The sequence below is a fragment of the Fluviicola sp. genome, from assembly GCF_030151805.1.
Lineage (GTDB): Bacteria > Bacteroidota > Bacteroidia > Flavobacteriales_D > Crocinitomicaceae > Fluviicola.
On record NZ_JASLCN010000472.1, the window covers coordinates 1 to 11,105 of the forward strand.

Annotated in this window: 13 protein-coding genes; 8 read left to right on the forward strand and 5 right to left on the reverse strand. The window is 41.1% G+C overall.

Annotated elements, in window-relative coordinates:
- The 4 genes from Q1V93_RS17885 to Q1V93_RS17900 form a co-directional block, all read left to right on the forward strand.
- The coding region (locus tag Q1V93_RS17885) for an aldehyde dehydrogenase family protein (protein WP_300666545.1) at positions 1 to 1,301 on the forward strand (1,301 nt) is incomplete at its 5' end.
- 99 nt (positions 1,302 to 1,400) lie between these two features.
- On the forward strand, positions 1,401 to 2,375 hold the full coding sequence (locus Q1V93_RS17890) for a hypothetical protein (RefSeq protein ID WP_300666546.1): 975 nt from the start codon (positions 1,401 to 1,403) through the stop codon (positions 2,373 to 2,375).
- 130 nt (positions 2,376 to 2,505) lie between these two features.
- Positions 2,506 to 3,060 (forward strand): hypothetical protein, encoded by a 555-nt coding sequence (locus Q1V93_RS17895; RefSeq protein WP_300666548.1) that lies wholly within the window; start codon positions 2,506 to 2,508, stop codon positions 3,058 to 3,060.
- Positions 3,061 to 3,072: 12 nt separating this feature from the next.
- On the forward strand, positions 3,073 to 3,846 hold the full coding sequence (locus Q1V93_RS17900) for an enoyl-CoA hydratase/isomerase family protein (protein ID WP_300666549.1): 774 nt from the start codon (positions 3,073 to 3,075) through the stop codon (positions 3,844 to 3,846).
- A gap of 227 nt (positions 3,847 to 4,073) precedes the next feature.
- Here the strand turns inward: Q1V93_RS17900 and Q1V93_RS17905 are convergent, their stop codons facing one another.
- On the reverse strand, positions 4,074 to 5,117 hold the full coding sequence (locus Q1V93_RS17905; RefSeq protein ID WP_300666551.1) for a DUF2891 domain-containing protein: 1,044 nt from the start codon (positions 5,115 to 5,117) through the stop codon (positions 4,074 to 4,076).
- A 95-nt stretch (positions 5,118 to 5,212) separates the two neighbouring features.
- On the opposite strand from Q1V93_RS17905, the gene dinB reads away from it, so the two are divergent.
- Positions 5,213 to 6,292 carry a DNA polymerase IV gene (dinB, locus tag Q1V93_RS17910; RefSeq protein WP_300666552.1) on the forward strand — a complete coding sequence of 360 codons (1,080 nt, stop codon included), beginning with the start codon at positions 5,213 to 5,215 and terminating at the stop codon, positions 6,290 to 6,292.
- Between the two features lie 6 nt (positions 6,293 to 6,298).
- Here the strand turns inward: dinB and Q1V93_RS17915 are convergent, their stop codons facing one another.
- From Q1V93_RS17915 to Q1V93_RS17930, 4 genes are all read right to left on the reverse strand, one after another.
- The gene (locus Q1V93_RS17915; protein WP_300666554.1) at positions 6,299 to 7,681 is read right to left on the reverse strand and encodes a hypothetical protein; all 1,383 of its coding nucleotides are present in this window, start codon (positions 7,679 to 7,681) and stop codon (positions 6,299 to 6,301) included.
- Positions 7,668 to 8,231 (reverse strand): sigma-70 family RNA polymerase sigma factor, encoded by a 564-nt coding sequence (locus Q1V93_RS17920; protein ID WP_300666555.1) that lies wholly within the window; start codon positions 8,229 to 8,231, stop codon positions 7,668 to 7,670. Before Q1V93_RS17920 ends, Q1V93_RS17915 begins: the two co-directional genes overlap by 14 nt.
- A gap of 66 nt (positions 8,232 to 8,297) precedes the next feature.
- The gene (locus Q1V93_RS17925) at positions 8,298 to 8,735 is read right to left on the reverse strand and encodes a hypothetical protein (RefSeq protein WP_300666557.1); all 438 of its coding nucleotides are present in this window, start codon (positions 8,733 to 8,735) and stop codon (positions 8,298 to 8,300) included.
- 11 nt (positions 8,736 to 8,746) lie between these two features.
- Positions 8,747 to 9,394, reverse strand: a complete 648-nt coding sequence (locus Q1V93_RS17930) for a T9SS type A sorting domain-containing protein (protein ID WP_300666558.1) — start codon at positions 9,392 to 9,394, stop codon at positions 8,747 to 8,749.
- 313 nt (positions 9,395 to 9,707) lie between these two features.
- Here Q1V93_RS17930 and rplM point away from each other — a divergent pair, with 313 nt between their 5' ends.
- From rplM to rpsB, 3 genes are all read left to right on the forward strand, one after another.
- Complete coding sequence (rplM, locus tag Q1V93_RS17935; protein WP_300666560.1) at positions 9,708 to 10,163, forward strand: 50S ribosomal protein L13; 456 nt, start codon at positions 9,708 to 9,710, stop codon at positions 10,161 to 10,163.
- Between the two features lie 5 nt (positions 10,164 to 10,168).
- A complete protein-coding gene (rpsI, locus tag Q1V93_RS17940) occupies positions 10,169 to 10,555 on the forward strand; it encodes a 30S ribosomal protein S9 (protein ID WP_300666562.1) in 387 nt (128 codons plus the stop codon).
- A gap of 142 nt (positions 10,556 to 10,697) precedes the next feature.
- The coding region (gene rpsB / locus Q1V93_RS17945; protein WP_300666563.1) for a 30S ribosomal protein S2 at positions 10,698 to 11,105 on the forward strand (408 nt) is incomplete at its 3' end.

The following is an 11,105-nucleotide window of genomic DNA, read 5'->3' on the forward strand; positions in this document are numbered from 1 at the left end:
ATTGGTTTTGTGCGGAAAGTGCTTTACCGAGAGATCGCGCCGAGACAGAGTTTAATCGTTCCTGCTATCAGTTTGAGTATTACGCGCAAGCCGTTGAAACAGGATATGCCCTGGAAATCAAAATAGATTCTGCGAATCCGGACCGAATTCCCAATCCGAAGCCATCTTTAATAAAAATGAATGTCCCGGTAGGACCGGTTGTGGTCTTCGGAGCGAGTAATTTCCCTTTTGCTTATTCCGTTTTAGGTGGAGATGTGGCTTCTGCACTTGCAGCAGGTTGTCCGGTTTTGGTGAAAGCTCACGCCATGCATCCGCATACGAGTTCACTTTCAGCTCAACTGATTTTAGAAACGGCGCAGGAATGTGATATGCCGGACGGAATTTTTTCGCATTTGCTTGCGGAAGATTTTACGGTCGGGCAGCAGCTGGTTCAGGATTTGCGTACAAAAGCTGTCGGATTTACCGGAAGTATCGGAGGTGGAATGGCTTTGCAAAAATTGATTAACGAACGTTCGGAACCGATTTCGCTTTACGCGGAAATGGGAAGCTCCAACCCGATTGTATTGACAAAAGAAACATTGGCCAAACGCGAAGATGAAATCGCCAAGCAGATCAGCGCCTCGGTGTTATTGAATGCAGGACAATTTTGCACGTCGCCGGGATTGTTATTTGTGGAAGAAACCGCAAATTTCAATCACTTTAAAGAACAAATCGGACATTACTTTGCTCAAAGTGAGTTGCAGTGCATGCTGCACCCCGGAATTTCGAAACGTTATTTTGAACGGGTGGAAGAGCATGCGAAATGCGTGAAGCTACTTTATAAAGGAAAATCCGAAGGAAATTTTATACAGCCTACATTGGCAGAAGTGGACGGAAATACCTTTCTGTCGAATTCAAAGATACAGGAAGAGATCTTCGGTTCATATCTGACCATTATCGTTTGTAAAAACGAAGCCGAATTGAAAGCGTGTGTTGCATCATTACAAGGTCAATTAACGCTGAGTTTGTATGCCGAACCGGAAGAAGAAATCACGGATTTACTATTCTTATTGAGTTCAAAAGCAGGAAGAATTATTTTTAACGGAGTTCCTACCGGAGTGGAGGTAAGTTTTGCCCAGCAACACGGCGGACCTTTCCCAAGCAGCCTGAATTCTTACTTTACCTCGGTTGGCTGGGACGCGATCAAACGTTTTCAGAGACCCGTTGCATTTCAAAACTTCCCGGAGGATTTTGAATCCGAAAAATTGAAATTCAACGGAAATAACAATTTTTTACATTTTCTTAACGGAAAATACCACTAAATCTATTGATCGGTAGAATTAAAAACACGTTATTTGTCTCGATGAATTCCCTATCGTTCATTTAAGTTCTATTTTATATTTGTATTTAAATTTTAGATTATGTCAGAATTAGAATCAGGCTCAAAGAAAAACATGACACCGGTATTGACAGCAGTTATTGTGTTGTTGGTGGTATTGTTAGGAACGATGACTTATTTGTGGAGTTCAAAAAACGGTGCTTTAAAGGAAGCAACTAAGAAAAACCAGGAACTTCAGGCCGACATCGAGGAAATGAACAAAATGATGGCTCCGTTCCTTGGAAGTGAAACGACAAACGATTTGATGTCGGATTTCACGAACATGATGGATACCTATGATGCGCTTTTGAAAAAAGATGCATCTAAATCTGATAGCTTGAATGCTCAGAAAGACAAGATTCAAGGGTTGATATCTGAGTTGGAAACAGCGAAGAAGAACGGTCGTGTTACTGCGTCTTTGATTGCAAAATTGAAGCGGGAGAATGAAACACTTCGTCAGATTATGATCAGTTATGTGAAGCAGATTGATCAGCTGAACACAATGAATTTGAAGTTAACTTCCGAATTGGATGAAACATCCACTCAGTTGGCTGAAACGAAAACAGAGCGCGACACTTATAAAACGGAGGCGGAGCAAAGTGCTGAACAAGTGAAAAAAGGTTCGAAACTGGCGGCTTACGGGTTTAGTTCAACAGGTTTACGTATGAAATTGAATGATACGACAGAACCTACAACGAAAGCACGTAATTGTGTACAGGCGAAATCAAGTTTTACAATCGGTGAGAATACCATTGCAGCAGCGGGAGACCGAACAGTTTACCTTCAGATCATTGATCCGGACGGAAAAACATTACAAGGTCGTTCAGGAGGAACTGCAAGTGGAAACGATGGCAACTTTGTTTACTCTGCGAAACGTGATATTCAGTACGGCAACAAATCAGTTGATGTAACGATTTTCTATGATTTCAACGGGGAAGAGCCTGTAAAAGGAAATTACAAAGTGAAAGTTTTCTGTGACGGACAAGCAATTGGTTCTGACAGCTTCACTTTGAAATAAACAGAATGAAACATTACAGCTCCGGAAGGGAAATTTTCCGGAGCTGTATTTTTAACAATAAAAAGAGTAAACGTTGAAACGTTTTTAGGTAAATTAGATCCGGACCCAAGTCCAAATTAAAGTTAGGTAGATGACAAATATTTTTATCGCAAATCTCGATTGGGAGATTACATCAGAAGATTTGCAAGTAACGTTTTCAGCGTTTGGTGCAGTTCACTTAGCACATGTTGTGTTTGATGCTAAGACCAAGAAATCAAAAGGTTTCGGCTATGTCGAAATGGAAAGTGCTGAAGAAGCAATTAATGCGATTCAGGCATTGAATGGTTTTGAAGTAAATGGTCGAAAGTTGGATGTGAAAATTGCATCTCCAAAAGCAAATCGTCCGAAACCAGAAGACAAACCTAAGAAACCGGCATTTGGTAACAAACCAGGTGGCTTTGGTGGTGGTCAGAAAAGATTCAACAACAACGGTCCCCGTCAAGGAGGACAAGGCGGTGGTGGTTACAGATCAAATGATCGTAATTCATCGAGTGATCGCAGTTCAAGTGACCGTAATTCAAACTATACCAAAAGAGAAGGAGGAAGCTCCGGTTCTTCTTCTGGTTCAGGATCCAGCTCGAGCTCAAATTCCGGGTCAGGTTCCGGCGAACGCCAAATGCGCCCTCGAAGAAAATTTGATAACTAGTTAAATTAAACCATGTCGGAAGCGATTAATCAAGGACATGTAGAAATACATGTTGATGAACTCGGTATTGCTACTATCGAGTTCGGACACCCGCTAAGCAACTCATTGCCGGGTAAAATTCTTAGAAAACTGGCAGAAATAATTACAGAGGCTGGAAAAGATTCAGCTGTGAAAGTAATTGTTCTGAGATCCAGTGGAGACAAAGCATTTTGCGCAGGAGCAAGTTTTGATGAATTGATTTCTATCCAGGATCTGGATACCGGAAAAGTGTTTTTCTCCGGTTTTGCGCAAGTAATTAACGCATGTAGAAAATGCCCGAAACTGATCATCGGTCGTATTCAAGGAAAAGCAGTTGGTGGAGGAGTTGGAATTGCTTCAGCAGTAGATTACTGCTATGCAACACGCTTTGCCGAAGTGAAACTTTCTGAATTGGCAGTTGGTATCGGTCCGTTTGTAGTTGGTCCTGCGGTTGAACGCAAAATGGGGCTTTCTGCAATGTCTCAGCTGGCAATCAATGCTACGGAGTGGAGAACAGCGGAATGGGCCATGCAAAACGGCTTGTATGCAGATGTATTTGACGGTGAAGATGAGATGGATGAAGAAATTAGTCGTTTATCACATGTCTTGGCAAAATCAAGCCCCGATGCAATGGCTGAGTTGAAGAAAGTTTTCTGGAAAGGAACAGAAGATTGGGATCAGTTATTGTCAGATCGTGCTGCAATCAGCGGTACTTTGGTGCTTTCCGATTTTACGGTGAATGCGATCAACTCGTTTAAGAAGAAATAACAGTACTTTTAATAAATTGGAAAAGGTTGCGGTTTTACTGTGACCTTTTCTGGTTTTGGTGTTTGTTTTTTTGAGGATAGGAACGTGTTCTTGATTTTTGTCTAAAAAGATCAAACAATTTTATAAAATTGTGTCTAAACGTTTAGTAGCAACAAAGTCATCGTGTTTCCACTCTGAATTACTTCCCTGCTCAAAGCAGCCACACCAACTGATAAACAAAAAGCCTACTATTTATTCAGTAAAGCCAATAAAGCGAAGCTGGCCAGCCAATGCTCGCCCATGTAATCGCCATCAACAATATTCTTCAGAGAAGTTTCAATGTGTTTGTCTGCAATTGCATTCAGGTGTGAAAGTTCCGGTAAGGTTTTCGTGATTCCATAAATGCACCAGGCTCTGCTGAAGTTCAATCCGTCCAAATGGACCAAATGACCGTCTGAGCGATCCGATACTTTTCCCGGTTCCAAAACAAATTTCTTACTGAATAACTGAGGTGCGAAACCTTTTAGCCATTTTTTGAACTCGTCTTTGGAAAGAATTCGCCGCATGATGTCCATTTCTTCAAAACCTCCGGAAAGGAAATCATAACCGCTTGGTTCCAGGTGCAGTGGATATTTTTGGTCATTGAAGTAAAAATCGTGGGCTCTTTTCTCAATGACTTGTTTCAGGGAATCGTTTGAGTGGGCAAGTGCATAATCGTACGCGAATGTCAATCCGAAAGCGGTATTGATGTGATCTCCGGAACGAATGGCGTAATTCAGTTTCGGGAGAAAATCCACGTATTTTTGACAAAACAGCGCGGAAAGTGGTTGAAGGTTTTTACTTAATTCCTTGGCAAGCGGGTGTTTCCAGCCTTCTAGTTCCAGTTGAAGCTTCAGAAGCCAGTTCCAGCCATACGTTCGCTCGAAAGACCCGTTGTTTTTCGTATTGAAATAAGCAATCTCCTGGTCAATGTTGTCTTTGCTCAGATTCGTTTTTAAGACCCTTAGAACCGTGTCGTTGACCAAATCCGGGTATTCCTTCAGAAGTCGCACGATAAGCCAGTGTCCGTGGACGGAAGAGTGCCAGTCGAAACAACCGTAGAAAGAAGGATGAAGCACGGAAGGTGATTTCAGATCCGTTCCATCATTCAAAACCTGTCCCAACTTATTCGGATATTCTTTCTGAACACATTTCAAAGGAAGAGAAATGAGTCGTTTTGCTTCAGAAATTGAGATCTGTTGCGAGAAAGCGAATGTTGAAACAAAGAGAAACAGGAACGTCAGTTTTTTCATGGCTTGTGTTTCTTCAAATTTATTATTTTTCAAGTTCCCGGATGTAGGATTTTAATCCCATATCTGAAGTAACTTTGTTTTTCAGGAACGGACCAATGGAGATTCAAGTAGAGGAGCGGAAAATTATTCACATCGATATGGATGCATTTTACGCTTCTGTTGAACAGATGGACAATCCTGTATTGAGAGGGAAACCGATAGCTGTGGGTGGAACCCGATTGAGAGGAGTGGTTGCGGCAGCGAGTTATGAAGCGCGAAAATTCGGGGTAAAATCTGCTATGCCGAGTGCAACGGCTGCCCGTTTGTGCCCGGATTTGATCTTTGTGCGCCCGCGTTTTGACAGATACCAGGAAATTTCCCTTCAGATCAGAGCCATTTTTTACGAATACACGGATTTGGTTGAACCGCTTTCTTTGGATGAAGCATTTTTGGATGTAACCTCGAACAAAAAAGGAATCCGGTCGGCAACGTTACTTGCACAGGAAATTCGAAAACGGATTAAAGAAGAAGTGGGGCTAACAGCCAGTGCGGGAATCTCGATCAATAAGTTTACGGCCAAGATCGCTTCCGACGTGAATAAACCGAACGGACAACTTACCGTTCCTCCGAATGAATTGGAAGAATTCCTGGAAAAACTTCCGATTGACCGTTTTTTCGGAATCGGGAAGGTGACGGCGACTAAAATGAAAGAGCTGGGAGTGCGGAACGGGAAAGATCTCAAGCAAAAATCACTCGTCTTTCTGGTTCAGCATTTCGGGAAATCCGGTCAGCAATATTACAATATTGTACGTGGAATTCAGAACAGCGGGGTAAAACCGAACCGTGAACGGAAGTCACTCGCGGTGGAACATACGTATGGAAGTGATTTGCATTCCAAGCGGGCAGTTCTGGAAAAACTGGAGCGAATTGCCGAAGAACTGGAAACGCGTTTGGAGAAGCGCCAACTCGGAGGAAAGACACTGACTTTAAAGATCAAATTTTCCGATTTTACACAAATGACCCGATCACATACGCGTGAGCAGGAGATGCGGACTGCTGCTGATATTCTTCCGGTTGTAGAAGGATTGGTGGCTGAAAATGACTGGGAAAAACCCATTCGTTTATTGGGATTGTCCCTGTCGAAATTTGCATCCGAAGAACCGAAAGAAGAAATGCAGCTGACGATTCAGTTTTAGCAGCATTTACAGTTGAATAAGCAATCCGATTCCAGCTCCGAAAGCAGGATTCCGGCGGGTGGTGAAATCCCATTTCAGTTGTTGGCTCAATGCCTGGTTGAAACTTCCGAAACCAAATAATTGATAGTTCCCGAACGTGTAATGAAATTCCGGTCGTAACCAAAAATTCCAGCCGAATGAACGGAAGTTTGGAGCGCTGAATCCGGGTTGTTTCTGCTTTGTTGTCATCCAGCCATAAGCGAATTCGGTTCCGCCGGATAACCGGAACTGGAATTGCTTGCTCAGTGGAATTGAAAATGACAATCCTAATGGTACAATAATGGAGTTTACCTGGTAAGTTTGTGTTCCTGCTCGGTGATTGATGAAGTAAGTAACAGAATCTGAGGGTGCGCTTCCGACACCTTCAAATACAATCACGCTGTCACGTGTATACAAAGAGCCGTATTGTGTGATGTTACTTGAACGGAATCCAAGTCCGATCAGTGCGCCAAGTCTGTGAGTAAGTCTTCGGTTCAGCTCTATTTTTCCGTAAAAGGAAGAGCTGTGAATGTTGGCAAATTCTTTTCGTTTTCCGGCGAAATCGGTGGTGTCAAAAGATTCAAAAGGTCTTTTTTTCTCACCTTCCCAGCCTGCCAAAATTGATAAAGACCAATTATTCGACTTTTTTGTAGCGATTTCCAGGGGTTTGGAAATGGTTTCGGAAGAGCTTGCCTGCGTTTCTGTATTTGTAGAATCACTTGCGCTTGTTGTGCTGTCTTGTTTGTTTGCTTTTGCAATTTCTAGGCTTTCTCCCGGATCGGATTGGTTTTTCGTTTGATCGGAATCTGTAAGCGTTTGAGAAAGAGTTGTGTCTGTTGTTGTTGAAAGATGAAGGTTTGTTCTTGATTGATCCGGACGTAATATTGCGGAATTGCGTCGGCCCTCCGAAAATCCTTGTTTGGAGCCTGAGCCGGAGGATGCACGTGAATTTTTTTTCGACCAATCAGAAAATTCCGGACGTAATAGTGCGTTTTTACGCCCGGAAATCTCTTTTTTAGAGTGTAGGTAGTGAATTGATGGTGTTTTTTCTAATGAGTCTGTCAAAAGGGTGATGTCGGTATTTGACTTTTTGATCGTATTGTTTGATGCAATCGCAGGCTTTCCGGACGAGGAATCTTGCGAAATATGCTGATTGTTGGAAATTGCTTTGCCAGAAGGAGCATAAAAGTAAAGTGATGCAGCTAAAGCTGTTCCCAAAAGAACAGGGAATAGAATAAACAAGAATCTTCTTCGCTTCTTTTTTGAGGCAATAGCACGATCAATGTGAGCTTTCACGGATGGATCCGGAGTCAGCTCAAAGCCTTCAAATGTTGTTTGAAACAACTGATCTATTTCGTCAAGCTCTTTCATTGCTTCTTTTTTTTTCCAGATTCGTTTTAATCCAATTTTTTGCCTTGGCCAATTGCGATTTGGAAGATCCTTCCGTAATTTCCAGATACTCCGCAATTTCCTTATGTGTGAGGTTATCCAAAACAAATAAATTGAACACTGTCCGGTAACCTGGGGGCATTTCTGTTAGTAATTTTAATAGTGCACTTTTTTCGTCTTTTGGGTCGATTTCTGATGTAAATGATTCCTGCGGACTTTCGAAAAAATCTTCATTTTCCTTCAGAACCATCTTTTTCTGAGATTTCAAAAAATTGATGGCTGTCCGGATTGTAATCGTTTTGATCCATGGTCCGAGTGTGAGCTGCGGATTTACTTTTCCCCGGTTTTCATATACTTTGATGAATGTTTCCTGCAGAATTTCCTGGGCGTCGTCTTTACAGTTTGCATAACGCATGCAAATACCAAACATAGAAGGGGAGTATTTTTCATACACCCTATCAAAAGCCTTTTTGTCTCCTTTGATAAATTCTTCTATGTTTTCTTCCATCCCGATCTTTCGGATTAACTGCATGTGAGCGATTTCTCCTTTCCTTCAAAAGTAAAGCACTTTGGTGAAAAACGATTAAACCTGTTTTGGTTAACGTTCCAGTTCTACGTAAAATCCGCAGGCACCTTCTCCATCCGATTTTTTGTTTTCATCGATGTGCATATGATTTCCTGAAATGGTAAATTGTCCCAGTTCATTCGCGTCAATCACCAAATAATGTTGGTTTGAATTGGAGATCTGCTGAAAATTGTAGGTTCCGGATGGCAAATAGTAATAAGTGGAGTTTCCGGCAGTATTGTTCACTGTCAGCGTGTGATTTGAGCTGGTGAATATCCATTCGATTTCCCCTGAATTATGTGTTTCATTCGCGCCGGCTATTCCTCCGTAAATTCGTACGAGATTCCATTTTCCATCAATACTATTTGCTGGTGGATTGCCTTGTTTCGGAGTAACGGTTTCTTTTTTACAGGAAACAACCAATACAAGAACCAGAAGCGCCAGAAGTGAGCTGTAAAGTGATTTTTTCATGATTTTTAGTTTTAATTTTTAATGATGCGTTGGGTGTGTTTATTTCCTTTGTGATCAGTCAATACAAGAAGATACACCCCGTTTTTCAAGTCAGGAACGGTGATGGTCTTTTCAGGATTTAAATCATTTTCCTTTAGATAGATCTGTTGTCCGGAAACAGATTTCAGTTCAACTTTTTCAATCATTGCATCTGTTTTGATCTGAATTTCATCGGTAAAAGGATTCGGATAAATTGTCAGATCCGAAATAGTTCCGTTTTCACTTGTTCTCAATGGATTATCAACAAAAAAAGAAGTTGAATCGCTGTCTAACACTTGATTTGATGGCTGAATGCTTAAATCAGTACGCAGATAATAATCGCCTGATCTCAGATTTCCCAATGATATCGTATCAACGGAATGGCAGATATACGTTGCTGAACCCTCCATGTATTCAAGGTTCAGTGTTATTTGATTTCCCAGGATGGTGATGGAATGATTCATCAAATCGCAGCCTCCTGATGAAAAGGTGGCATAGCAGATCACGTTGATTTCATCATTCGCAGTTGGATTGTCTGGAATGATCTTTAAACTGTCAATACTGGGAAGTTGTCCGAAGGCTTGCTGGCAAAAGAGTATGAAGCCCGGAATGAGGATTTGTTTTAATTTTTTTGCTTTCATTTTCGTATCTTTGTTGCTAATTATTCAGTTGTTGTTTTCCCTAATACAAAGGGGAGAAACGGAAGGTTGCCTGAAGTGGAATTTAAAATTGAAAATGTACAATTGAAAAGACTTGAGAACCGATAAATTCTTTTCAATTTTCACCGCTGCATTTTCAATTAAAAGGGTCGATTTTCCTGAAAATGAATGAGAATAGCCAATCTAATTGATTAATATTCAGATTTATTTAAAATTCCCTTGTTAATAAAAAATAGAGTTTCTATCTTTGCACCCCCAAATTGGGGATATTGTCTTATTTAAAAATTAAAAGGTAGTGGATACTTTAAGTTACAAAACTGTTTCTGCTAACAAGGAAACTGCTGATAAGAAGTGGTTGTTAGTAGATGCTGAAGGCCAGACAGTTGGTCGTTTAGCAAGTAAGGTAGCGAAGTTAGTACGTGGAAAACACAAGCCTAACTTCACACCTCACGCTGACTGTGGAGATAACGTAATCGTTATCAATGCAGCAAAAGTGTCGTTCTCTGGTACGAAATTAGAGAACAAAGAGTACGTTCGATACACTGGATATCCAGGAGGACAACGTTCATTGACTGCACAAGAGTTATTGCAACGCAGTCCTGAGCGTGTAATCGAAAAAGCAATTAAAGGGATGTTGCCAAAGAACACTTTGGGACGTCAATTGTATGGAAATGTAAAAGTTTACGCTGGTACAGATCACAAACATGACGCTCAAAACCCTGAGGCAATCAATTTAAACGCTATTAAATAAAGGATATGGAAGTAGTAAACGCATTAGGAAGAAGAAAAACTTCAGTTGCTCGTGTATACTTGATGAAAGGAACGGGCAAGATGACAATTAATAAACGTGATTACAAGGAGTTCTTTCCGGTAGCTATTTTGCAAGGTAAAGTGGAACAACCGTTCAACTTGACTGATACTTTGGGTCAATACGACATCAAAGTAAACGTAGCAGGAGGAGGAATCAACGGACAAGCAGAAGCAATTCGTTTGGGAATTTCCCGCGCATTGGTAGAAGTATCTGCTGATTTTAAAACGTTGTTGAAGGCAGAAGGTTTAATGACACGTGACCCTCGTATGGTGGAGCGTAAGAAACCAGGTCAGCCGAAAGCACGTAAGAAATTCCAGTTCTCTAAACGTTAATTTGAATTTTATTTTCTTCCGTCAGCTGGCGGAGGAAGGTTGTTTAGTATCCAAGCACAAAGTATTATCATTAGTCTACAGATTAATTGACCCCTTTGTTTAGCTGATTACTAAGGAACGTAAACAATTAAAACAAAACATTATGTCTAAAGTAAATTTTGATAGTTTATTAGAAGCAGGTGTTCACTTCGGACACTTAAAAAGAAAATGGAACCCGGCAATGGCGCCGTATATCTTTGACGAGAAAAAAGGTATCCACATTATTGACCTTAATAAGACAATTGCACATCTTGATCAAGCGTGTGCGGCAATGAAGCAAATTGCTAAGTCGGGTAAAAAAGTACTTTTCGTAGCTACTAAAAAACAAGCAAAAGAAATTATCACAGATCGTATTTCTGCGATCAACATGCCATTCGTTACTGAGCGTTGGTCTGGTGGTATGTTAACAAATTTCCAAACAACACGTAAGTCTATCCGTAAAATGGTGTCTATCGACAAAATGAAAACGGATGGTACTTGGGAGACATTGAACAAGCGTGAGCGTTTATTC